General features: G+C 59.4%; 18 protein-coding genes and 1 tRNA gene. 6 read left to right on the top strand and 13 right to left on the bottom strand.

The window, feature by feature from the left end; all coding sequences use genetic code 11:
* Nucleotides 1-702: 702 nt before the first annotated feature.
* The gene (locus AB4Z24_RS21585) at nt 703-1629 is read right to left on the bottom strand and encodes a phenylacetaldoxime dehydratase family protein (RefSeq protein WP_441711560.1); all 927 of its coding nucleotides are present in this window, start codon (nt 1627-1629) and stop codon (nt 703-705) included.
* A 202-nt stretch (nt 1630-1831) separates the two neighbouring features.
* Between AB4Z24_RS21585 and AB4Z24_RS21580 the strand changes: the two genes are divergently transcribed.
* On the top strand, nt 1832-2161 hold the full coding sequence (locus AB4Z24_RS21580) for a helix-turn-helix domain-containing protein (RefSeq protein ID WP_441711558.1): 330 nt from the start codon (nt 1832-1834) through the stop codon (nt 2159-2161).
* Nucleotides 2162-2295: 134 nt separating this feature from the next.
* On the opposite strand, the gene AB4Z24_RS21575 is transcribed toward AB4Z24_RS21580, so the two are convergent.
* The 3 genes from AB4Z24_RS21575 to AB4Z24_RS21565 form a co-directional block, all read right to left on the bottom strand.
* Entirely contained in the window at nt 2296-3240 is a 945-nt protein-coding gene (locus AB4Z24_RS21575) for a bifunctional helix-turn-helix transcriptional regulator/GNAT family N-acetyltransferase (RefSeq protein WP_441711556.1), read from the bottom strand.
* Between the two features lie 66 nt (nt 3241-3306).
* The gene (locus AB4Z24_RS21570) at nt 3307-3960 is read right to left on the bottom strand and encodes a response regulator (protein WP_441711554.1); all 654 of its coding nucleotides are present in this window, start codon (nt 3958-3960) and stop codon (nt 3307-3309) included.
* A 2-nt stretch (nt 3961-3962) separates the two neighbouring features.
* A complete protein-coding gene (locus AB4Z24_RS21565; RefSeq protein ID WP_441711552.1) occupies nt 3963-5327 on the bottom strand; it encodes a histidine kinase in 1365 nt (454 codons plus the stop codon).
* Nucleotides 5328-5523: 196 nt separating this feature from the next.
* Between AB4Z24_RS21565 and AB4Z24_RS21560 the strand changes: the two genes are divergently transcribed.
* The 4 genes from AB4Z24_RS21560 to AB4Z24_RS21545 all read left to right on the top strand — a co-directional run bounded on the left by AB4Z24_RS21560 (nt 5524) and on the right by AB4Z24_RS21545 (nt 10148).
* Nucleotides 5524-6093: a DUF3280 domain-containing protein gene (locus tag AB4Z24_RS21560; protein ID WP_441711550.1), complete on the top strand. Its 570-nt coding sequence runs from the start codon at nt 5524-5526 to the stop codon at nt 6091-6093.
* A gap of 168 nt (nt 6094-6261) precedes the next feature.
* Entirely contained in the window at nt 6262-6930 is a 669-nt protein-coding gene (locus AB4Z24_RS21555; RefSeq protein ID WP_441711548.1) for a pentapeptide repeat-containing protein, read from the top strand.
* 36 nt (nt 6931-6966) lie between these two features.
* Nucleotides 6967-8793 (top strand): pyrroloquinoline quinone-dependent dehydrogenase, encoded by a 1827-nt coding sequence (locus AB4Z24_RS21550; protein ID WP_441711546.1) that lies wholly within the window; start codon nt 6967-6969, stop codon nt 8791-8793.
* A 614-nt stretch (nt 8794-9407) separates the two neighbouring features.
* The gene (locus AB4Z24_RS21545) at nt 9408-10148 is read left to right on the top strand and encodes a tetratricopeptide repeat protein (protein ID WP_441711544.1); all 741 of its coding nucleotides are present in this window, start codon (nt 9408-9410) and stop codon (nt 10146-10148) included.
* A gap of 132 nt (nt 10149-10280) precedes the next feature.
* On the opposite strand, the gene AB4Z24_RS21540 is transcribed toward AB4Z24_RS21545, so the two are convergent.
* The 8 genes from AB4Z24_RS21540 to AB4Z24_RS21505 form a co-directional block, all read right to left on the bottom strand.
* Nucleotides 10281-10712, bottom strand: a complete 432-nt coding sequence (locus AB4Z24_RS21540) for a hypothetical protein (RefSeq protein ID WP_441711542.1) — start codon at nt 10710-10712, stop codon at nt 10281-10283.
* 10 nt (nt 10713-10722) lie between these two features.
* Nucleotides 10723-13941 (bottom strand): autotransporter domain-containing protein, encoded by a 3219-nt coding sequence (locus tag AB4Z24_RS21535; protein ID WP_441711541.1) that lies wholly within the window; start codon nt 13939-13941, stop codon nt 10723-10725.
* Nucleotides 13942-14218: 277 nt separating this feature from the next.
* Entirely contained in the window at nt 14219-15202 is a 984-nt protein-coding gene (locus AB4Z24_RS21530) for an AraC family transcriptional regulator (protein WP_441711589.1), read from the bottom strand.
* 668 nt (nt 15203-15870) lie between these two features.
* Nucleotides 15871-15945 (bottom strand) — tRNA-Glu (locus tag AB4Z24_RS21525).
* A 110-nt stretch (nt 15946-16055) separates the two neighbouring features.
* Nucleotides 16056-17864 (bottom strand): single-stranded-DNA-specific exonuclease RecJ, encoded by a 1809-nt coding sequence (gene recJ, locus AB4Z24_RS21520; protein ID WP_441711587.1) that lies wholly within the window; start codon nt 17862-17864, stop codon nt 16056-16058.
* Nucleotides 17865-18057: 193 nt separating this feature from the next.
* Nucleotides 18058-19059, bottom strand: a complete 1002-nt coding sequence (gene glpX / locus AB4Z24_RS21515) for a class II fructose-bisphosphatase (protein WP_441711539.1) — start codon at nt 19057-19059, stop codon at nt 18058-18060.
* A 35-nt stretch (nt 19060-19094) separates the two neighbouring features.
* Nucleotides 19095-20420: a homoserine dehydrogenase gene (locus AB4Z24_RS21510; RefSeq protein WP_441711537.1), complete on the bottom strand. Its 1326-nt coding sequence runs from the start codon at nt 20418-20420 to the stop codon at nt 19095-19097.
* A gap of 9 nt (nt 20421-20429) precedes the next feature.
* Complete coding sequence (locus AB4Z24_RS21505) at nt 20430-21656, bottom strand: LL-diaminopimelate aminotransferase (RefSeq protein WP_441711536.1); 1227 nt, start codon at nt 21654-21656, stop codon at nt 20430-20432.
* Between the two features lie 400 nt (nt 21657-22056).
* On the opposite strand from AB4Z24_RS21505, the gene AB4Z24_RS21500 reads away from it, so the two are divergent.
* On the top strand, nt 22057-23865 hold the full coding sequence (locus tag AB4Z24_RS21500) for a PHA/PHB synthase family protein (protein WP_441711534.1): 1809 nt from the start codon (nt 22057-22059) through the stop codon (nt 23863-23865).
* Between the two features lie 69 nt (nt 23866-23934).
* Here AB4Z24_RS21500 and AB4Z24_RS21495 read toward each other — a convergent pair whose 3' ends face one another.
* Complete coding sequence (locus tag AB4Z24_RS21495) at nt 23935-24255, bottom strand: hypothetical protein (RefSeq protein WP_441711532.1); 321 nt, start codon at nt 24253-24255, stop codon at nt 23935-23937.
* Between the last annotated feature and the right edge of the window lie 246 nt (nt 24256-24501).

The following is a 24501-nucleotide window of genomic DNA, read 5'->3' as shown; positions in this document are numbered from 1 at the left end:
CGACGCCCCCCGGCGTCACAGTGATCGATATATTTGCACGACTATATCGATACCTCAAATAGAAATTACTTATGTGATTATTTGTGGGGCCGATCGTCGCCCTCCCGAGTGGCGCTTCTGTCCGACGCTCAGCTTGAGCGATTGGGATTGCAATTGAGCCGAAGCAGAACCTTATCAACCGGCTGATGGCTTACGATTGAAAACTGCAAGTTGTGCCTCGAAAGCGCGTTTGAAAGCGAGGCGCTTCGCCTCGAGAGACATAGCCGGAGAGGTTCGCGTATTCTTGTAGAAGGCCAGAGCTGCTCAATCTACGCAGCAACGTCACCATCATAATGTCAGCGGCACTGAATTCACCGGCCAGCCAGCTGGAATCACCGAGGTGACTAGAAAGTTCGCCGAGCCGTACGCGGATGCGCTCCTCAAGGACTGGAAGGCGCTGCGATTGCCAGGGTTTGTCGTTCTCCAGGAGCAAAGCCGCTTCGCGTTCAACGATCGGCGCCTTGACCGTGTCAACCGCAGCAAACATCCATGCAATGACCTGAGCCCTGGCATCCCCATTGGTTGGCAACAGGCCAGCGTAACGCTCCGCCCCGAAAAGCAGTCGCGTTTGACGATATGACGTCGAACGGCCATTGCCGGTCGAGAAGCGCCCGTTGATGATGCTCCTCGACCAAAGCAATGAAAGACCGAACGGTACGGAATCTATGATTTCACCGCCCGTAGCAAGCCAGTCTTCGGATGGCAGTTGATGTATTCGTAATATTGGTTGGCCGCATCGAAGACGGATACCTCATGATACAGCGTGAGATTTTGGAACTTCTTGGCGAGACGATTGAAGGTCACGAAAATCTGAAGGTGGGTATAGTGCGACGCTCCCCACGTCTCGAGAGCAGACAGTGATCGCCAAAGGCTATAGCCGAAACCTTTTTCTTGGACGTTTCCATTCTCATCCATGTGATGGAGGTATCGATTGCAATAGCAGCCGACCTCCAGTCCATCATCGCGCAGATAATTCATGCCTTCGTGTAGAACGGGCTCGATGTCGTTATACCAAGTGCGGCGTTCTTCGCCCTCGGTCGTGCTCCAGTCCTCGCCCGAACGGATGAGGGTGAGATTGTCGTGGCCATTGATAATCACGCGGCCTCCGAGAGCGGGGGACCCCACCTGCAAAGACAATTCTCCCTCCGCATCCATGACGCTGGTCTGGGATAGAGGAAGCCTATCGCGCATCGAACCCCAGTAGCCATGTTCAATGATCGGGCCGCTCATTTCGGGAAAGAGAATGCTGACGCCTTCGAATGGTCCGTGTTCGTGAGTGAAAATCGTTTCGAACTGCTCCATCCGAGGACGCAATATTTCGCGGAAGTACCCAACCCCTTCGTGCAAGCGGTCATCGGATGCCCACCACTCTTTGACGGCTCTGCTTTCGTGCCACTTCTCAAATTGCGCCGGATCTATCCAGTAGCCGACCGCGATAAGGTTTAGATAACCCTCGGCATCGACGAACTGCACGAGATCATGGCGAGCCGGTCCGTCGGGAAGTTTGAAGCTCTCTAGTATCTTCTGGAAAGCCGCGCAGGCGTGTCCTTTATTCTCGTCGCCCTTCGATTGGACACCGAAGTAAGACATGACGATACTTTCGATGGACGCCGCCGGCCGCGATGAATAGGCAGGCACTGGCGGATTCCACTTGTCGCTGACTTGCCGCGTCCTCGTTCTGGGGCAGCGCAAGTGGCTGGGGATCGATGAATCCAATGGCATGATGTTCCCTCCCGGCTTTCTGATTGGCTGCAGAGCAGCAATCGATCTATATATCCGATTGGCTATTCGGTTGAAGGGCAAGGAGCCCGAAGAATCCGACGTCTTGCCCCTCAACCTTGCGCGGGTGTGTCGAGAGCAGAAGCTTTTTCTCGAGAAACTGGCAGAGGCTTCCGGCGTCAGCAGAGCGATGCTGAATCAAATTGCAGCCGGCCGCAGTGTTCCGACGGTTGATCTGGCCGAACGCATTGCGATCGGGCTGATCGCTACACTCGAGCGGCTGAGCGCAAGCGCATGGCAGCGATCGGAAAGGGGAAGTTGCTCGAAGGGGTCAATACTGACAAGAGTGTCCCACTTTCATGCGCCGTTCTCGACGGTGGGACAAATCGGCGAAAAAACCTAACAAAATCAAATGGGGAAAAGTGACTGGCGCTCCCTACTCTAAACGGGGCGTCGGGAGAGAGACGAAGAGATCTTCGCGAGCCGCCGAAAAACATACAATCGCTTAGGTCCTCGCCTGCGGTCACGCAAAGGGCCCTACCGAACGCCCGGCCTTACAAATCGCTGCTCAAGAACTTTCTTCCCCCATTGAGTTCCGGGCCGTTCCTCCGCGCAAGCGAACCCATGCGTCTCATAAAGATGGCGCGCGGCCGACAGGCCGTTAAAGGTCCAAAGGTGCGTTTTCGAGAACCGGTGTGAATCCGCAAAAGCCAAGGCATTGGTCAAAAGCTTGCGACCGACGCCGCCTCCGCGCGCGGCATCATCGACGATAAACCATCGCAGATGGGCGATATTCTCGCCTAGATCTTCTCCGTCGATGGCGATGGAACCAACCACCTTGTCTCCCTGCTTCGCACTCCAAATCTCGTTACGTGGATTTTCAAGGCGGTCGCAAAAGGAGGCTAGGCCTCCTGCAATGACTGACTCGAACCGCTGCCCGAAGCCCGACGTACGCGAATAGTAACGCGTATGCATATCCGTAATCTTCGCGATGATGCCCGGCTGATATCCCTGCACGATCGCGGTCGCGGACGAGGCAAAAGGCTTCCCCTTCGGTGCCAAGGCCTCGGCATAAAGCCGAAGACCCTCGGCTACCTTATGATCCTCGCCCGGTGGCAGCTTTTTGATCGCATCTGCGACTTGTCGGTTCGCGAAGGCATGAATCTCCGCGACCAGCTTTTTGCCGGCGGCTGAGAGTTGTAGCTTCTTCGCGCGGCTGTCATCCTTGTCTTCGCGTTCGATGATGTAGCTAGAGTTCTTTAGCTTTTGAAGCATCCGGCTAACGCTGGACTTCTCAAGCCGAAGGACCTCGCCAAGCGCGCTTGCCGTCACCCCGGGAACGGCGTCAATCTCGATTAGCGCATGGACGGACGAAGGAGAGAGATCCGTTCCGGCAAAACTGCCGCCCATAAAACCGAGTTCGCGCACCAGTTGGCGCGACGCGGAACGGATCGTCGCGATTATGTCGGGTTGAACAGTCATCATCTTCTCATATAGTTGCATAATGCAACTATATGAGAAAGGTATAGTGGGTGTCCAGAGGTCCGACTAATTTAACGCGACAGGTGGCGTCGCAAGACCCTGCTTGAGGCAATAAAAAACAAGCTCGATGTCGTTACGAACACCAAGCTTCGACTTGATGGCGTAATGGTAGTTGGCAACGGTCTTCGGACTGAGGCTGAAGGCTTCCGCAATTTCCTCGGTCGTCTTCTCATCGAGGATCATGCGCAAAATCTCGAATTCGCGCGGCGAGAGCGATTCCAATGCCGACTCCTCATGGAACAATCTGTTGGCTGCGATGGCACTGTTGATCTCCGCGCAAAGGGCTGGCCGTCCCGAATACACCGTCTTGATCGCGCCGATGAGCTCCTCGGGCGGGCTGCTCTTGGTCACATATCCCTGCGCGCCGGCCTTGAAGGCCTGTTCGGCGTACGATGCGTTCGCGTGCATCGTGAACATCAGGATCCGTGCTTCAGGGTCATAGAGCCGTAATTGCCGTACAAGGTCTATCCCTCCCCTTCCCGGCATGGAGATATCGACAACGGTCACATCGGGCGTAAGATTTTTGTACGAATGATAGGCCGAACCGGCGTCGCTGGCCTCACCCACCACCTCGATTTCATCCTGACTTTCGATCAGCCTACGATATCCTTGCCGGACTACAGCGTGGTCGTCGACGAGAAGAACTCGGATTTTCTGCATCGTCACTGTCCGGGTTGAGCCGAAAATTCGATATGAAGACCAAAGCCACCTGCCGGATTGGGCCCGGCGGCAAATCGGCCGCTCAACGCGAGAACGCGCTCGCGCATGCCGATCATACCCCAGCCGCTCATCGCGCTTTTGTCTTGCGTTGTCATTCCGCAGCCATCGTCATCAACCGCGAGTTCGATTCTGTCAGCGCCTTTCTCTCGATATTTGTTGAGTTTAACTTCGACATTGTGAGCCTGGGCGTGTTTCGCGGCGTTGGTCAGCGCTTCCTGGACGATGCGATAGACATGGGCGCTGGCTTCCTTGCTCAAATCCGCCAGATCGCCACTCGTATCGAGCGAAAAGTGCGTGGCGCCATGCGCGAGAATGTTGTGCTTTTCCACTAAACTGCGAAGGCTTTGGATGAGGCCCAGGTCATCGATCTCCGAGGGGCGAAGGTAAGCAAGGGTCTTGCGGAGCGAGACTATCAGTTCCGAAGTCATGCCCTCGAGTTCGCTTGCGTCCTGAGCTGCCGTGACGTCGTTGCGATTGACCTTTCTGCGCACGCATGCGGCGACGGCGTTGATGCCGCTGAGCTGTTGAGCGACGTCATCGTGAAGTTCACGCGCGATGTGCAATCTTTCCTGTTCCTGCGCATCCACGAGCTTGCGTGCCAGTTCCGCACGATCTGCCGTTGCCTTGGAGAGATCACGAGAAAGTGCGTTGAACACTTCGCTGATACGATTGAGTTCGGCGAGATGGAAGGCCGGCAACCTGCACTCGAGGTCGCCTTGCGCCAATCGGTTTAACCCGGCGAGGATGTCTTTCGTGGGTGCCAGCGCGCGGTCTATTACCCAGTATGTCACCACGCAGAGCGTGGCGATGAGAAATGCGGATAACCCCAGCATCGGCGAAATCGTGGTCCAAGCCTGAGCCGCTGTAGCGACGGGGTCCGAACTCGCGACGACCATGCCGTGCGGCTCGCCCCGATACTGAAGAGGGCGAGAGGCCGAAGCTTCGGCATTCAAAAAATACTTGTAGGCCGCGATAAACCATTCGGGCGCGGATACTGCGGCGTTGTTGACACCTTCGCAACTGGATCTCAGCACCGCCCCCTTCGCGTCGAAGAGCTGAACGCATTGTCCGGGCTGGAGCGCATAAGTCGTCACTAGGTCCCAGTCAGGAAACCTCTTTGCAATGTCGAGCGCCGTTTGAATACGCACGAGCTGAAGATCAAGCTGGCGGCCAACGGATTCCGCGAGTTGATTGTTCTGTCGCTGCACGTCGATCGCGGTTCGATAAATCGAAAATGCCGAGCCGAACACGAAGCAAGCTATAGCGACCAGCACGATGCGGCGCACTAAGAGCCATTTGAGATCCATGCAGGCACGCTCCTTTCGCAAGGAAGACGGTTAAAACAACGTGGTCCAGCTGTGAAGAAGGCCCAACGAAGATCGTGTGAAATGCCCAGGGACCTCCGTGGGATCCGCCGTTGTTCCCTCCGGTAAATGTCATCAAATATCCGAGAGACATTTTGGCCCGAAACCAGCCGAAATCGAAAGGAAAAAGGTCGATCTCATGCGCAACGTCTCGATGCCAATTGTCGGCACATCGACTGTATGGATTAAGCATGCTGCACGAACTGCCACCGCTCTTGCTGCGTGTCTTTTCGCGGCTGCCTGGATGGTCACAGCTCCGGCCCATGCCGATCCGCAACGTATCGCCCTACTGGGCGTCCACCTGCAAAACGACAATGAAGGATACGAGCCGACCTCGGACGCGGAGAGGAACCGGATGAAGGCTGTTTCCGACGCCTTCAAAAAGCAGCTTGAAGCGTCCGGCAAGTATACGTTCGTGTCCGTTCCAGCCTCGGAGCAGCAGAAGATCGATGCGGGACAGCTCGTGGGCGCGTGCGGTGGGTGCGAATATGATTACGGCCGCGATCTCAACGTCGACCATGTCGCTTGGATCCGAGTGCAGAAGATCTCGAATCTGATCCTGAACATCAACGTCTATATGGCCGACGTTTCCAAACAGCGCGTCACTTTCATCCATAGCGTCGACCTCCGCAACAACACGGATGAGGCCTGGGTGCGAGGCATCAACTACCTCGTGCAAAATTACCTCCTGCCAGCCCCTCAAGGCTAAGCCTTGATTCCGCACCTTCCCTCAAACGCCCCCCAGCGCCTGCATGCACCGGCGCCGGGAACTGAATTTCAACTCGGCATGGAACGAATGAGAGCGATCGCGTTGATAATTGCGCTTTGGAGCGCGTGTGAACCAGCCCTTGCGGCTGATTATGCGACGCGAGACGTCGTGTCCCGCTTGTTCGCATCGACTATCCAGAAGCCTGTAGACTTTTCAGCCAAAGATCTGTCGAACCTTGACCTGGCGGGCGTCGATTTCAAACACGCAAAACTAAAGGGCGCTATACTTTTCGGAACCGATCTCTCCGGCGCGAATCTTGCCGGTTGCGATCTCGAAGGCGCTATTCTCGATCGCGCGACGCTCACCAAGACCGATTTCTCAAACGCAAATCTGCGGTCGGCTCGCATCCGCAGGCCCTCGATCTTCTCCGACATGTCGCCTGTCGCTGCCGAATCCCCGTCCTTCCGAGGCGCAAATCTTGAGAGCGCCTGGCTCGAGGGGATACTCGACTACACAGATTCCAGTGGCGCGCATCTTGTTGGCGCACGCTTCGGCGCCCTGAACCCGAGGGACAACCAGGGAATCATCACCGGACCAACGTTGCGCGGAGCAATTTTTGCGAATGCGGACTTAACGGCCGCTATCCTTGAGCGCGCCGATTTGAGCTTTGCCAACTTTTCAGACGCCAAACTGGATGGCGCGAATTTGCGAAGCGCCGACCTGTCAAAAGCGAGCTTCCGAGGTGCTAGCCTTCTCGGGACAGATTTATCATCGGCACTTCCCGACAACACGGACTGGACAAATGCCGTGTTGCCAACTCAAGACCTATATCGCTAAGCCCGCTTCGTCGAGTATGGCGCCTGGAGGCATAAGATGACTTTTCCGAAACGCATGATTGCCTGGCTTGGTGCTCTTGTCGGCGTCGTCGTCCTAACTGGAAATGGCTTCGCCGAGACGGTCACAGCCGCGCGCTTGCAAGCGGCGACTACTGACAATGAGAACTGGATCCTTCCTGGACGCGATTACGCAAACCAACGCTTTTCGCCGCTTGCCCAGATCACACCGGCCAACGTCAAAAAACTTGTTCCCAAATGGATCTATCAGACTGGGATTGCAGGCACCTTCCAGACTACGCCTCTCGTCGCCGACGGAGTGATGTATGTCACCACGCCATTTTCCAACGTGGCGGCATTGGACGCGCGAACCGGACGGGAGATATGGCGATACGACCACAAGCTTGCCCCCGGATACAAACTCTGTTGCGGTCCCGCCAATCGCGGCGCAGCGCTCGGTGACGGCGCCGTACTCGTTGCGACGGTCGATGCCCACCTCGTCGCGCTCGACGCTTCGTCTGGAAAGGTTCGATGGGATGTGGCCCTTGTCGATTCCGCTGCTCCGGACGCTGGAGGCAAGAGCGAGGACAAGACCTCATCGCTCGGAGCCGACGACGTGCGCCTGAAGGCGAACGTTCAAGGACAGACTGGAGTTGGGTCCGCCGCAGCGCCCCTCGTCGTCGGCGACCTCGTCATCGCCGGCATCAATGGCGTAGGCTACGGCCTACACCTCGACAGCAATCGGCCGGGATCTCCGCTCGGCACGGTCGTCGGCGTTTCTGGCCGCTTCGGCAGGCCAGGTTTCATTGCCGCCTTCGACATCAAGACCGGAAAGCGCGTCTGGCAATTCGATACCACGCAAGCCGGTTGGGAGGGTCAATACGCTTCGACCACGCCAGACGGCGTACCGCTTCATCGCGATATCGATGCCGAACGAGCAGCGGCGACTAAGTTCTCCGACGCCTGGCGCTATGGCGGCGGCAGCAGCTGGCCGACACCCGCTTATGATCCCGCCCTCGGCCTAATCTACATCGGAGTTGGCAATCCCTCGCCACAAGCAAGCGGTGAAACGCGCCCAGGCGATAATTTGTACACCGTATCTTTGGTCGCCCTCGATGTTCATACCGGCAAGCGGGTCTGGCATTACCAGCTCGTGCCGCACGATGTATGGGGTTATGACGTCGCGAGCCCGCCCGTTTTGTTTGATGCGACCGTCGACGGCAAATCCGTTCCCGCGATCGGACACGCAAGCAAGCTCGGATGGTATTATACCCTCGATCGCCGTGACGGACGGCTGCTGTTCAAGTCCGAGCCGTTCGTGCCGCAGCAGAACCTTTTTGCGCGAGCGACGGAGGATGGCTTGGTGGTCGCGCCGGGCGTTGGTGGTGGAGCGAATTGGTCGCCGACTTCCTTCGATGCAACGAACGGCATCGCATATGTCGCTGCTATGCACATGCCCTCACTGTATAAGATAGGCGTCATCCCTGCGACCGGCGAGAAAGCCGCCGTCGAGTTCGCGACTATCGAACCAGAAAAAGTACCGCAATGGGGGACTCTGACCGCGATCGATGTCGCGAAGACGGGAAAGATCGTCTGGCAACGAAAGACTGAGCAACCCCTGATCGGCGGAGTGCTCGCAACAGCAGGCGGATTGGTCTTCAGCGGGGAAGGAAATGGCGATTTCTCAGCCTACGATGCCAAATCCGGCGATCATCTTTGGAGCTTCAATTGCGGCGCCGGCGTCAATGCCCCGCCCATTGCATTCCAAATCGATGGTCGCGAGTACGTCGCTGTGGCCGCCGGGGGCAGTCAGATCTGGGGATTTCCGCAAGGCGATGCCGTGATTGTTTTTGGGCTGTCGGAATGAGTAGCGTGTGTGAACGCTACCTGCCGCACTTTCTCAACTGTCGTCCGATAATGTCCAGTGCGTATGTGGCTTGCACTCCCCTTTTCGGAGTGGGACAAAATGCATTAAATTTCCAAGTTATATTAGATGATTATAATTACTTTGGCGCTCCCTACGGGAGCAGGCGCGCGCTTAAAATTCAATGACTTACTTCCGAGTGGGACAGAAATATTCCCATAGAGTTCCAATACGTTATGTCCACGAGTGTCCCACCAAACGACGGCTTATGCCCCAGAGCAGACCTCCATTGGCTTCGATCGTAAGCGCTATTAGCACGTTCGACTGATCGAGCGCGCCATCAATGAGCACACCATTCGCTCCTGGCTAAGCAGCTTTCGCCATCTTGGCCCTCGAATTGACGCCTCCCGGCTGAGCCTAAGGGGTTAGCCAGAGGGCGTCGCATGTCGCGCGAGAGCAACATCCACAAGCCATCTTGACTGGTGATGCTTACAGCATGTGGCAGACCTCGGTTAGAGTCGAGCTGATGATCTGAAGCTTGTCGCTTCGACGCGCCGCCAATAGTGGGGCGTCATCAGCGCCAGCGCGAGATGTATAGAGACTCAACGGAACCCGCGATGCGCGATTTCAACTTCGTGATGGCATCGATATCGATACTGTCCGTAGTCCTCGTGAACGTTACGCCTGCCATGGCGCAGACGGAAACTACCTCGAGTGACTGTCTGGGCCTCTCGGTTGACACCGAAGATGCACCGCAACTCAACGCAGCGATCAGTGTCTGCACCCGTGCGCTCGGCCGCAACGATCTTAGTCCAACGACTCGGTCAGAGTTGCTCGCTCACCGAGGGGTCGCCTATCGCAACGTTAGAGACCTCGACGGATCTTTGGCCGATCTCCACGCAGCGCTAGACCTCACGCCGGGGACTCCGCGGGTGTCGCGTATGCTGGCGTGGACCTATCGCGAGATGGGGCGTTCGGCAGAGGCCGAGAAGGAGTACGGACATGCGCTAGAACTCGAGCCGCACCCGCAGGCTTTCCTATCGCGCTGTTTCGTGCGGTACGACATGAAAAAGCTCGACGACGCGCTTGACGACTGCGCGAGAGCGCACCGCCTCGACCCAAGCGAGGACAGCACCTACATGACCGCCCGGATCCATCGCATGCTGGGACGATCATCATCCGCGCAGTCGTTGCTCGAAGCCGCGATCGGTACTCCAATGGAATCGGGCCGAATCTACGGATTGCTGGCCGAGATCTACGGCTCCGACCGCCGACCTGATGACGCGCGCCGGATCAGACAGCAAGGGCAGCGCAAGTTCCCAAAGGATAAGGACCTGATGTCACCGCCCAAGAGGTAACCGGGCCTGTCACAGGGCGACGGCAAAAAAGGTCGGCTCATGCATCTGCGTCCACTCGTGACAGATCAACAGTATGCTCGGCTGACACTTGCGCAGCAAAGCCTCGCAAAACACTCCTGCAGTTGGTTCTCCTTATAGCGGCAGGTGCCTCAGCTCTGGCCCGCCACAAGCGTCAAAATGGCAACCTGGCGACGCATGCAGCGCCTCGTGCCAGGCCCGCTCTGTCTCGGCGGAGAACCCAGCGCCGAGACATAGGCGAAGCGTCCAGATCAGCGTTTCGCCGAGAGCCTCATAGTGATTGTCGATCAGCCGGCAGACTTTATGAGAACGCGCCAAACCCCTTACCGTCGGCAAAATCGCTCCGAAGCGTCTGAATTCGCCGAGCACGAGCCTGAGAGTGTGGACAAGCCTCGTCTCCTGCGGCTCGATGCCCGTCGCAAACACCCGATAGACGTCGGGGTGCCTGTTGAGCAAGCGGGCAGCGAACATGGCGTCCACCAGCTCGGTCGCCGGAAACAACTTTCCAAGACTGCGCAAGATGAGTGAACAGGAACGTTCATCCATTCACCTCACCTCAAAACTTGACGTCGAAGTTTGCCTTGACGGACTGATCGGAGAGACCGGATCCGAACTGGCCGCCAGAGGTGACGCCGAGCGTGGCGGCGCGTGACAGCGCGAGGTCGAGGCCGGCTTCGATCACTGCCGCATCGCGCGCAATCGGAACGCCAGCGATCGAGAAGGCATCGCTACCACCGGCAAAGCGCATGACGGAGAGCGGCGTCGCATCGCCGAAGGCATGGCGCCAGCCAAGCGTGCCCCTCGCCGTGGCCTCGATACCGCCCAGCGTGAATTTCGTCGAAGCATTGAAGCCGAGCATTGTGAAGGTTGCGTCCGTCGTCGAGCCCCGGCTGGCGAGCGCTGCCGCGCCGCCCTGCTCCGTGAAGCGGTCCGTATCGACGTTCACGTAGGCGAGGTTGGCAAAGGGTTCGAACCGCGCCGCGCCGGCATTGATGCCGTAGCCAAGTTCGCCGAAGACCTGCGCGGTGCCCGCGTCGTAGCTGCCCTTCAGGCTGTCGGCGAAGCCGGGGAACGCTACGTAGCGTGAGGTCGAGACGTCATGCCAAGTGTAGGCAGCGCCCGAGCGGAATGCGAGACTGCCCCAATGGGTGCCGCCATAGACGCCAAGATGATAGTTGTCGCTCGAGCCCGATGAGTGGCGATCCTTCACGTCGAAGCTCGTGCGGCTGTAACCCGCCACGGCGCCGAAGCGCCAGCTGTCGAACACCGGGGCATCCGCGCCGAGGAAGACGCCGCCGATTGTGCGGTTGAGACGGGCGGCATTGCCGTCGCCATCCGTGTCACCCCAGGCGCCGAAGCCTTGGCCCCACGCGGCCAGTCGATCCGTCGTCGCTGCGACCGCGACCGGCTTGCCATCGGCATAGGTGGCGACGCCGCCCTTCGCGGCGCCGGCGCTGTCGAAAGCCGCGCGCATACGGTCGTAGACGGCATTGCGCAGGAAGCGGCTGTCCTCGATCATCGCAGTCTTCGCCGAGGCGTGGATCTCGCCCGAGAGCTGGTCGAAGGCGTACTGCGCCTGCGGTGCCGACAGATTCAGAACGCCGTCGTAGACCGAGTTGCCGGAGCCGAGGCTCTCGACACCGCCGCCGCTAGCAATCTGGTTCGGCGTGATCCCGACGTTGCTGAAGCCAACGGCGTTGCGCGTCATCGTCAGATAGACGTTGCCGGTATCGTAGCTGAGCGAGGGATCGAGGAAGGCGAGGTTCGAGTTGACGCCTTCCGTGAAGGTGCCGGTGCGCCCGCCGTTGGCTGTGAGGATGGTATAGGTCGTGGCTGGCGCATAGTTGCCCATACCCGCCAGCACGTTCACCGAGCCGCCGTTGATCGTGGCCGCACCGATCGCGACGATCTTGTCGGACTGCCCCGCCGCGTTGACCTCGACTTCGTAGATCGAGCCGACATTGAATGTGATGTTGCCGGCGACGTTCAGCGTGCCGATCGAATTGCCGGGCGCAAGCGTGCCCGAGACGACGGTGTCGCCCACCGTGCCCGTGCCCTGCAGACGCCCTGGAAGCCAAACATCCACCATGCCGCCGAGCTTTCCGTTGACGCTCAGAATTCCGCCAAAAACCGTCGTAGTGCCGGTGAAGCTGCTGGAATCGGCCGTGAGGATCGTCGTCCCCGAGATGACATTGACCGAACCGGATCCCTCGATAACGGGCGCGAACGCGTAGTTCGCGCTGGTGTGAAAGAAGTTGAGGGCACCCCAGCTGCCGAGATCGATGGCCGCTGCATCGATGGTGCCCGGATCTTCAGGAAGAAGCACACCGGGCGGCGGATCGATCGGAATATTACCGCCGATATTTATAACACCGACAGAGTCCGCGACATTGGCCTCGGCGACGTGAATGGTGCCCGAGCCGCCATTCACCCTGACGACGCCGCCATTTTGAACCGTGAGCTCTCCGTGAGCGGCTGACGAGCCGACGCCACCGATATAGAGGTCTCCCGCCACCACATTGAGAAGGGAGTCCTTCCCGGTGACCATCACCATCCCCTCCGACCCCAGATTGTAGCCGATGAAAGCGTCAGACGTAGAGACCAGCACCCTGCCGCCATTCTCAATCTGCAGGCTGCCGAGGCCTTGGCCAACCAGACCGATGCCAACGCCCAGCCCAAAATCCGATGTGAGCGTCGAATTTTCTCCGCTGACGAGAACAGAGCCGATACCTGATCCATTTCCGACCATGACAATTCCGGCATAGACCGTGCCACCATCTTCAATGCTTACCGAGGCTCCGCCATCCACACCAACCGTCAGCGCATTGGTCACCGTCCAGTTCGAGCCTGGACCCATCACGTTTACGAAACCGCTAGCCCCCTGATTGAGGCCGAGATAAGCGTCACCGGCTGAAGTGAGGGCGGCACCTTGGTCAATCGTCAGAATGCCGAATCCACCATTGTAGGCTCCTACGTAAAGATCAGTCGTGTGCCAAACCGATCCCGCTCCCGAAACGAAAGCCGTTCCCGAGGCTTCAGAACCCACAATGCTAAGACCCGACGAAATCGCAACGGCACCGTCGGTGACGATGAGTTCCCCGCTCCCACGCCCACCGACTATTGTGTAATTCGTATCCATCCAGGAAGAATGATCTCCGGTGATCGTCAGTCTTCCGAGTGACCCCGACTCCAGGCCGATGTCCATGCCGGCGCTTTGAAGGTTCGACCCAGCTTCGATCCGGACTGAACCGACACCATATTCACCGATGATCAGTCCACCGCTATTCGTCCACTCCGACGAGTCCGACACGATGACGGTGCCGACGCCTGTCGTTCCTGAGCCAAGCGATGCTTGCACGCTCTGAAGCTCGCCATTCGAGAGCGTTAGCTTGCCAACGCCGTCGCTCCCGACCACCAGCGTGGAGCCCGCGTGCCAAATCGCCGGGTTCAGAAAATCCGAACCCGTGAGCTTAACGTCGCCCGAAGACCCAAAGCTGTTACCGATCATGGCGGAATCACTAATGACCGCGCCGTTTGGACCAATCAGCAGGCTGCCGGTCTGTGCATCCCCTACGGTGAGTTTGCCGCCGACATTCCAGGGAGACGCTTGCGTGCCTGGCACCGTTTCGCTCGCCCCGCCGTCGATAACCGCTTGCGCCAATGATGCTCTGGAAAAGCTCGCCAACGAACAGAGCGCTGTGGTCGCCAGCAAAGCGAAGCGGGTGAGACGAGCCGTGTTCCGCCTAGCCCCGGCTCGTTCGTCGTTGCGGTACATCAATCCTCCGAAAACTTTGATGATTTGGTTTCGGCGGATACGGTATGAAGTACGCCCCTCTACGTCTTGGGCCCGCTAGCGAAGCGTTTTGGGGCCCGCGGAACTGAAAATTGAAAGCGAAATAATTGTTGCGGGCCAACAACACAATTTGGATGAGATCTGCATAAGCGGAATGCAAACGTCGCGGCGCCCCGTCAGAAAACTCCTGACTGGTCTTCAGCCGAACGACAAATCGCAGAATCGATTGTGACCGCGCTCGAATTTCAAACTCGATAAGCTAGTTCGAGCGATCGAGATTCGCTCTTTGCCGGACATCCGACGGTGTTTCGCCGAACCTGCGCCGAAAACAATGATTGAAATAAGAGATGTCACCGAACCCGCATGCCAATGCGGTCTCGCCAATCGTACGATGGTAATTCTCGGCATCGCATAGCAGGCGATACGCGTGCCGCAATCGCTGCTCACGTACGAAATCGCCAAACGTCGTCTGATCGCCGTTGAACAAATCTCGAATATAACGCGGCGAAATTCCTTGCCGTGCGGCAACGCGTTCGATGCTCAAATCCGGATGGGTGAGGTTGGCGAGAATGTCAGCCTTCACAGCCTGAAGCCGTGCCGCACGTAATCCGCCGTTTCGTGCGCTCTCCGCCGCATCCCGCGTTGCCCCGAGAGCCAGAACCGCCAGATCGCTTACATGCACCGCGCTCAGGGCCAAAATCTCGGACGATGCCGGCGCATTCGCGTCCATCAAGATGTTGATATAGGAGTTCAGCAGTCGCAACGCTTCCGTCGAGGGAGGAATGGGACGCATAACAGCGTCCTCGACGTCCTTGACCGCCCCTTTCAGCATGGGGCGCGATAGAGCCACGGAAACAAAGTCGCAGGTTTCCAACTGACGAAGCGTCCCCTTCTCTGCATTCGACCAGAGAAAGGCGCCTTTCTGATCCGGAAAAACTTCGCGGTCTCCCTGCGCCACGGCCAATTGGCCCCGGCGAAGGATATTCAGAACGAAATTGTCGTCGCCGTCGGACACGTGGGTCGACGTCCTCGTGACCGTAACCACTCCCGACGTTAACGACGACCAAATCGTCATACCAGGGAGAGCACGAATACTCGATTCACAGTGAAGCGGACTCTCGCTGACCAGCTCGAGATCCACCTTAGCGATCGAGCGCCCAAAAACTTCCCGCCAGATAGGCACTCGGTCCCTTTCAGGAAGCTCCTCAGTCGAAAACGTCGAAATGCCGGACCCGCCGGGCATTGCAACCATACGTATTCCCCCTATGCGAAGGCCTTGAATCTACCGCACCGCCCGACAGACATCTTGGGCTAAGCGGTATTTCCTCTTGGGTTGCGCGGTAGAGTGATCATCGGCACCGAGCATACAAAGGGAAGCCTTTCGCGCAAGGCGTCCTTTTTAGTCGTCGCTCTATAGTCCCGGGCGATCAACTTGCCTCGCCCTTTGGTCAGAACTTCACATCGAAGTTTGGCCTTGACGCTGCTAGCTGCAGAGCACGCTCAAAGGAAGGGTGCGCTCGCGAGGGTCATATTCGTACTCAAAGCCCCTTTGGATGCGAAAGCTCTTCATCGTACCGCGCGCACCGATGGCGCGTTGGATGTCCGTTTGTGTATGGCAGCGACTGTTCCTACGGGCAAAATTTCCACGATTCCCGCTTCTGGCCCTGAGCATGCGCGGATGACCACTTCCTCTTGCGTCCGCTAATGCGAAGCGAGCAGACAGAAACTGCCATCGCGCGCATCCACATTTGAACGAGGAAGTCTTCGCTGAAGACCTGAGCGCGATCCGCGCTGGTTCGGGAAAGGAAATAAACGAATCTTTGCACGCTCCAATGCCCAGCTTGCACTCCCATTTTCGGGGCGGGACAAATCGGCGAAAAAACTTAACAAAATCAAATGGAAAAAAGTGACTGGCGCTCCCTACGGGAGTCGAACCCGTCTTTTCAGATTGAAAATCTGACGTCCTAACCGATAGACGAAGGGAGCGGCCGTCGGCAACAAGGGGCACCCTATAAGCGGCTTTGACCGCCTTTGGCAAGCCGAGTACGCGCTCATTTCCTGCGACAGGATGGGCCATAAACGGCGAGGCTCTTATTTTATTGGCGGCGCGGGTCGGCTGCGTCCTCGATTTGCAGTTCGATGCGCTCGCGGCCGCCCCAAGTGTCGCGCCGTAAATGGCCCGCGACGTGCAGCGGCATTCCGCCCGCCGACGTCAATAGATCACCCAGCGGCTGCCCTGCCGCCCGAAATGCGACGCCGTCGAGACGGGAACCGTCGCCGCCTTCCAGAATGACGCGGACGTGGGCTTCGCCGATCAGCTTCGCGAACTTGACGCGATGCGCCGGCAACGCGAAACGCGCTTCCGAGTTGCCCTGGCCGAATGGGCTGACCCGCTCGATAAGATCCATCAGCTCGCGCGTCGCGCCGGAGGCAACGATCGAGGCATCGATGTCGAGATGCGCCGTGTCGCCGACGCCTTGCGCCGCCGTGCCGAGTTGCGCGAGCATGAACGTCTCCAGCGCCGGAAGGCCGTCTCTGCTAACCGTCAGGCCGGCTGCCATGGCGTGGCCGCCGCCCTTCGCCAAGAGGCCTGCCGTGACAGCCGCACGTATGGTGGCTCCGAGATCGACACCGGGGACGGATCTCAGCGAGCCCGTACCCATTGCGCTTGCCTCCCAGGCGATGACGCATGCAGGCCGGCGGAAGCGTTCGACGAGGCGGCTGGCAACGAGGCCGACCACGCCCTTATGCCACGTCTCCGAAGCGACGATGAGAATTGCGCGCGATGGATCTTCGGCAACCTGGCGATCGGCGATCGCGAGCGCCTCCTCCAGCACCGCCGTCTCGATGTCCTTGCGTTCCTTGTTGAGGCGATTGAGCAGCTCGGCGATGCGTTGGGCTTCGACCGGGTCGGATGTCGAGAGCAGCGTTGCGCCAAGGGCGGCGTTGCCGATGCGGCCGCCTGCGTTGATGCGCGGCCCGAGTATGTAGCCCAAATGATAGGGCGTCGGCGGCACCGTCAGGCCTGCCACGTCGGCCAGAGCCGTCAGGCCGGCGTTTTCTCTCGCGCGCATCACGGCGAGGCCTTTTTTGACGTAGGCGCGGTTGAGGCCGACCAACGGCACGACGTCGGCGACGGTCGCGAGCGCCACGAGATCGAGCAGGGCCAACAGGTCGGGTTCGCGCGTGGATGCATAAAATCCGCGCCGCCGCAGTTCGCGGGCCGTCGCGACGAGCGCGAGGAATACGACGCCGGCCGCGCAGAGCATCCCCTGCCCTGAAATGTCGTCCTGACGGTTCGGATTGACGATCGCCTGGACGTCAGGCAGCCGCTCGTCCGCCTGGTGGTGGTCGATGATGACGACGTCAGCGCCAAGCTTACGCGCAACCGCGAGCGGTTCGTGGCTTGTCGTTCCGCAGTCGACCGTCACGATAAGCTTCGCGCCTTCTTTGACGAGCGACTCGATGGCGGCTGCGTTCGGGCCATAGCCTTCGAAAATGCGGTCCGGGATGTAGATGCGCGCGGGCGTGTCATGATGCTCGAGAAAGCGTTTCATGAGGGCCGAAGAACACGCACCATCGACGTCGTAATCGCCGAAGATCGCGACATTCTGCTTGGCCTCTACCGCGTCGGCGAGGCGTGCTGCCGCCTTCTCCATGTCGCGGAGCGAGCTCGGGTCCGGCATCAAGGCTTTGAGCGTCGGATCGAGAAAGGTTGCGACGTCATCGAGCAGAACACCGCGCGCAGCGAGCACGCGGCCCATCAGCTCGGGCAATCCGTGGCGCTGGCTGATTGCCGTTCCGAGGGGTCTTAGATGTTGCGGCAGACGCTCGCGCCAAGCGAACCCGCGCGCGCTTTTGTCAACGCCGAGAAAAGCACGCTCTGCGCCGCCGTCCAATTCCATCGTCGCGAGATTCGTGCGCAATCGATCACCCAAGAGTCTTTGTTGGCGCACGACGACTCCCCTGCGGGGAGCCGGCCGCCGTGCGCGTTTGATCAGGCTCAGGTTGTAGGTCGATTCGGTCTATCCGGCGGCGGCGGCTCGCGTTGTATCCACTGCGATGCGAGCCGCGCGCCCTGCCAGACCTTCCCTGCCCTCAGATGAAGCGCGATCCGACGTTGCGGACGGTTGACCTGATGCGGCGGACAGTGCCCGTCTTCGAGCGCATCACGACCGTTTCGGTTTCAGCGAAATCGCCGCTGATGCGGACGCCCTTCAGCAGCGAGCCATCCGTCACGCCGGTTGCCGAGAAGACGACGTCGGCGGATGCCATGTCCTCGAGTTTGAACTTCCGATTGATGTCGGAAATGCCCATCTTCTCGGCGCGCTGGCGTTCTTCATCCTTCATCGGCATGAGGCGGCCCTGGATCTGTCCGCCGATGCAGCGCAGTGCTGCGGCGGCGAGGACGCCTTCCGGTGCGCCGCCCGAACCCATGTAGATATCGATGCCCGTTTCCTTCGGATCGGTCGTCCAGATCACCCCGGCGATATCGCCATCTGGAATGAGCGATACGCCAGCGCCGGTTTCGCGCACGGCGCGGATCAATTCGGCGTGGCGCGGGCGGTCGAGGATGCAGGCCATGATCTCGGAGATCGGCACGCCCTTCGCCTTCGCGAGCGCTGCGAGATTTTCGGCTGGCGAAGCATCGAGATCGACGACGCCTTCGGGATAGCCGGGGCCGACCGCGATCTTGTTCATGTACATGTCGGGGGCGTGCAGCAATCCGCCCTTTTCAGAGATCGCCAGAACGGCCAGCGCGTTCGGCATCGATTTGGCGCAGATGGTCGTGCCCTCGAGCGGATCGACCGCGATATCGACTTCGGGACCTTCGCCCGTGCCGACCTTCTCGCCGATATAGAGCATCGGCGCCTCGTCCATCTCGCCTTCGCCGATGACGACGGTGCCCCTGATTTCGACGCGGCCAAGCTCGCGGCGCATCGCATCGACGGCGGCCTTATCAGCCGCCTTCTCGTTACCGCGGCCTCGCAGGTGTGCAGCCGCGATGGCGGCAGCTTCGGTCACTCGTGCGAGCTCGAGCACCAAAATCCGATCGAGACCCGGCCCGTGCGTGCCGTTCGATTGCTCAGCTCTGCTCATCTTGATGTCCTTCCACGCGGGGGTCTAAGGGAAAATCAAAGCTCTTCAATTCGGATCATCTGCGGGCGTTCGGTGACGTTGCCGTCTTTCTCGATCGTTTCGAGCGCCCTGCGCATTGCTTCTTCCGTCGTCTCATGGGTGATGATGATGACGGGCTGATCTGCCTTCTTCGGAACGCGCGAACCGACGCGCGGAGCGTGCAACGTCTGCGGGCGATGCTGCACGATGCTTTCAAGCGAGATGTTCTGGTCGCCCATGCTCTTGGCGATGTTCGCCATGGCGCCCGGCTTATCATACAGCGCCAGCCGGACGTAATACGAGCCGTAATGCTGATCGAGCTTGGCGCGCCTGTGGGCTTTCAGCTGCGCGACGGGCGTAACAAACGGCGGCACGACGAGCCCCCGCGCGATATCGAGGATATCGCCGGCGACGGCGGATGCGGTCGGCTTTGCGCCGGCGCCCGGCCCGACGAGCAGAATATTTCCGGAGAAATCGCCATCGATCGCGACGGCGTTTGTCACGCCGGAAACTTCGGCGATTGCGAAATCCTTGGCGATCAGAACCGGCGAGACGCGCGCTTCGATGCCGCTTTCAGTTTCCGTTGCAACGCCGAGCAGCTTGATGCGGTAGCCCAGACTGTCGGCTGCCTCGATATCCGCCTGTGTGATCGACTGAATGCCTTCGACATGAATTTGCTCAAAGGCGACCCTCGTTCCGAAGGCGAGGCTCGTCAAAAGTGCGAGCTTGTGCGCGGCGTCGAAGCCGCCGATGTCGAACGTCGGATCGGCTTCGGCATATCCCAGCGCCTGCGCTTCTTTCAAAACATCGGCAAAGGTGCGCTTTTCAGTCTGCATCTGCGAAAGGATGTAGTTGCAGGTGCCGTTCAAGATGCCGTAGACGCGCTTTACGCGATTGGCGCCCAGCGCTTCACGAAGTGTCTTGATGACCGGGATGCCGCCCGCCACGGCGGCCTCGAAATTCAAGGCGACGCCGTTTTTCTCCGCAAGGCGCGCGAGTTCAACGCCGTGCTTTGCAAGCAGCGCCTTGTTGGCGGTGACGACGTGCTTCTTGGCGTTCAAGGCCGCTTCGACCGCATCTTTCGCGACGCCATCCTCGCCGCCGATCAACTCGACGAAAACCGTGTTCGAGGGATCGCGTGCGAGTGCGACGGGATCGTGGAACCATTTGACGCCATCGACGGCGATGCCCCGCTCCTTGGCGTGGTTGCGGGCCGAGATTCCCGTGACGCGAATTTCGCGGCCGATGATGTTGGCGAGGTGAGGTCCGTTGGCTTGAAGCAATCCCAGCAGGCCACCGCCAACCGTGCCAAGTCCGGCAATACCAAGTGTGAGAGGTTCCATGGGTGATGATTATCGGCTAGCGGATTTTCTGGGACTGGAGACGGGATGGACGGGTTCGGCTGATTCCGAAAAGAGCTTCTTGATCGACCGCGCAGCCTGACGAATTCGCTGCTCGTTTTCAACGAGAGCGATACGAATGAAGCCCTCCCCGTATTCGCCGAAGCCGACGCCTGGAGAAACGGCGACATCAGCTTTCTCGATCAGCATTTTCGAAAATTCGACCGAGCCCATATCGCGATAGCGCTCGGGCACCGGCGCCCAGGCAAACATCGTTGCAGGCGGCGGCGGAATGGGGAAGCCGGCCTTGCCGAAGCTTTCGACGAGCACGTCGCGGCGGCTCTTGTACATCGCGCGAATTTCGTCGACGCAATCCTGCGGCCCATTGAGGGCAGCGGCAGCCGCGACCTGTATCGGCGTGAAGGCGCCGTAATCGAGATACGACTTCACGCGCGCCAGCGCTCCGATCAGGCGTTCGTTGCCCACGGCGAAGCCCATGCGCCAGCCGGGCATGTTGTAGGTTTTCGAGAGCGAGGTGAATTCGACGGTGATGTCCTTGGCGCCCGGAACCTGCAAAATCGAGGGCGGCGGTTCGTTGTCGTAATAGAGCTCGGCGTAGGCGATGTCGGATAGGATGATGACACCGAGCTTCTTCGCGAGCGCGACCGCTTCCTTGTAGAAGTCGAGCCCGACCACCATCGCCGTCGGATTGGATGGGAAGGATATCACCACCGCCAAGGGCTTCGGGATCGAGTGCTTGACCGCGTGCTCCATGGCGCGGAGGAAGTCGTCGCCGTTGCTCGCCGGTAGATGGCGCAACGAGGCGCCCGCGATGATGAAACCGAAGGCGTGGATCGGATAGGTCGGATTGGGCACCAGCACCACGTCGCCCGGCGCCGCGATCGCCTGCGCGATGTTGGCGAAACCTTCTTTCGATCCGAGCGTCGCCACGATCTCGGTTTCGGGATCAAGTTTCACGCCGAAGCGCCGCTCGTAGTATGCGGCCTGGGCTTTGCGCAATCCCGGGATGCCTTTGGATGCCGAGTAGCGATGCGTGCGCGGCTTGTTGATCGTTTCGATAAGCTTATCGACGATATGCTTCGGCGTCGGCATATCGGGGTTGCCCATGCCGAGGTCGACGATGTCCGCACCGCGCGCGCGGGCGGCCGCCTTCAAACGGTTCACTTCCGCAAAGACGTAAGGAGGCAGGCGCTTAATGCGGTGGAACTCTTCGTTCAAAGATCTTTACCCCTCGGCGCCGCAATAAAACGGCAGTTAGTGTCGGCTTCAGCGAAGGTCCAAAAGTATCACTTGGAGCCAAGCCCGCAGCCGGGTGCACCTTCGCGACCGTGCCCGGCGCTTGCCTCTTTACGCTTGCGCCCTACGTCCCGTCCAGTCCGGAGCGCGCCGCAGCAAAAAATGGCCTCAACGGCCGGCTTCCGGGCGATTTTTCGCAGCGCGGAAGCGAACGTGCCGCGGCCATGATGATGCCATCTCCGCCTACCTAATCCTGATCCCCGGCATGTCCGATTCGCCCTTGATTCAACCTCTGCCTTGACTGCACAGTCTTCTCAGAGTTTCGGCAGGAACGAGCCCACCCCCGCCGGCGGGACAAGAACAGAAAGCTTCTAAAGTCGCCATGCCGCAAGACAGCCACGAGTTGCCGCCGCTTTTTTCTGCGTACCACATTTCGGACCCGGAAACGTTTACCTCGAATCTCCTCAAGGCATTCGAACGCGGCAGCGTGGCGTTTGCTCAGCTTGCCGAGCGTCCGGATGCGAAAATAGGCCCGTATACGCCGGCGAGCGAGTTTTCGGCTGCAACCGAGACGATTTCGGCGCTCGTGAGAAAATGGCTTTCCGATCCGGTCAAGCTTTCGGAGGCGCAGGCTGAATTCGTCGGCCAATTCGCGGCGCTTTGGAACAACGTGTTCCTCCGCATGATGGGTCTCCCCGTTCCGCCGCTCATTCAGCCCGCACCCAACGACAATCGCTTCAAAGATCCGGACTGGGACAACAACCCGTTCTTCGACTTCTGCAAGCAGGCCTATCTTCTCGCCTGCAGGTGGGCGGAGGACCAGCTGGCGTCGACGCCGGACCTCGAACCGCACGAGCGCCATCGCGCCGAGTTCTATCTGCGGCAGCTGACGAGCGCCTATTCGCCGTCGAACTTCCCCGCGACGAATCCTGAGGTGCTGCGGGAGACGATCGCCACCAACGCGGAGAACCTTCTCAAGGGCGCGGACCTGCTGGCGGAAGACCTGAAGCGTTCGGGTGACCTGATGAAGATCAGCCAGACCGATCCGAACGCGTTCGAACTCGGCCGAAACCTCGCGACGACACCGGGCAAGATCGTCTTTCAGAACGAGCTTCTGCAGCTCATCCAATATGCGCCGACGACCGAGCGGGTTCGCTCGCGGCCTTTGATCATGGTGCCGCCGTGGATCAATAAATATTACATCCTCGATCTGACGGCGTCGAAGAGCCTCATCAAGTACGTCGTCGACCAGGGGTTCACGGTTTTCGTCGTGTCGTGGGTCAATCCGGACGAGCGGCTCGCGGAGAAGACCTTCGAGGATTACGTGCTCGAAGGCATTCTCGAAGCGGTGCGCGCCGTTCAAGAAGAGACGGGCGTCGAGCAGATCAACGCGCTCGGCTACTGCGTCGGCGGCACGGCGCTGGCGACCGGCCTCGCCTATCTTGCCCAGCGCGGCGAAGAGCCTTTCAAATGCTGCTCGCTGCTGACGACGCAGGTCGATTTCTCGCTGGCCGGCGATCTTCTGCTGTTCACCGACGACATGCAGCTTGCGGGCTTGGACGCGCTCATGAACGAGCGCGGCTTCCTTGACGGCTCGCGCATGGCGAATGTCTTCAACATGATGCGGCCGCGCGACCTCATCTGGCCTTACGTGGTCAACAACTACCTGCTCGGCAAGAAGCCGTTTCCGTTCGACCTCCTGTACTGGAATCAGGATTCGACGCGGATGGCTGCGGCCAATCACAAATACTATCTGCGCGAGTTCTATAACGAGAACCGGCTTGCGAAAGGCGAGATGTCGCTTGGCGGCATCAAGCTCGATCTGAAGCAGGTGAAGCTGCCGATCTTCTCGGTCGCGACGCGCGAGGATCACATTGCGCCGGCGGCTTCCGTCTTCCGCGGAATTCAAATGTTCGGTGGCCCGGTGGAATTCGTCCTCGCCGGGTCCGGCCATATCGCGGGCGTCGTCAATCCGCCGGAGAAGGTCAAGTACCAGTACTGGACCGGGGGCAAGGCGATGACGAGCGTCGCCAAGTGGGAAGCTTCCGCCGCCGAGCATCCGGGATCATGGTGGCCGTACTGGATCGATTGGCTGTCGCAACAGTCCGGCGGCTGGGTCCCAGCGCGCGTGCCTGGAGCGAAGCTCGGCGCCATCGAGGACGCGCCCGGTTCCTACGTCAAGGCGCGCTAGCGGCCGATTATATGCGATTGGAAAGCGTTCACCGGAACGCGGCCGTACGGATTGGCCGGAGGCCCTCCGTCAGGCCAATTCGAATTCGCCTTCGTAGTCGACGGGCCAGAGCACAGTGAACTCTTCCGCGTCGAGATTGCGAAACGCGACGGCATTGATATCGAGTTCGTCGGATGCCCCCTCGACGATCGGCTCGATCTTCTCCCAGACTTTCGCGGCGTTCTTGGCCAGCAGAATGAGGTTGATCACGCCGTCGCCGGGCTCATGGCCGTCAACTTCCGCGGCGGTCGAGCTGCCCAGAACTTCGATCAGACGATCCTCGAGTGCGATGACCCTCTCAAGGGTGTCGTCGTCGTCGCCCTGAAACTGGAGGACAAGCTGATGGTTCATAATCCCTTCCCGATCGCAAACTCAAACGGGCTTAAACCAGCTGCTTGCTGGATGCCTCTTTGCCGTCGTCACGTGAGCCGAAGCCGCCCCGGCTAGAGGTAATGTCTCAGTTTGAAATTCTAGCCTGTGTGGTCTTTGCGGCATCCTTCATCGGCACAATTGCCGAAGGGCATTTGGGCGTAGCCGAACGTCAAACTGGCTGGGTTCGCGCCGGGAACGAATGCGAACGGATCACCGGCTATAAAG

Origin of the sequence: Hyphomicrobium sp. 2TAF46, from assembly GCF_052114865.1 — a bacterium.
Taxonomy (GTDB): Bacteria; Pseudomonadota; Alphaproteobacteria; order Rhizobiales; family Hyphomicrobiaceae; genus Hyphomicrobium_B.
The sequence above is the reverse complement of the archived record's forward strand: the minus strand, read 5'-3'. Positions and strand labels throughout refer to the sequence as shown.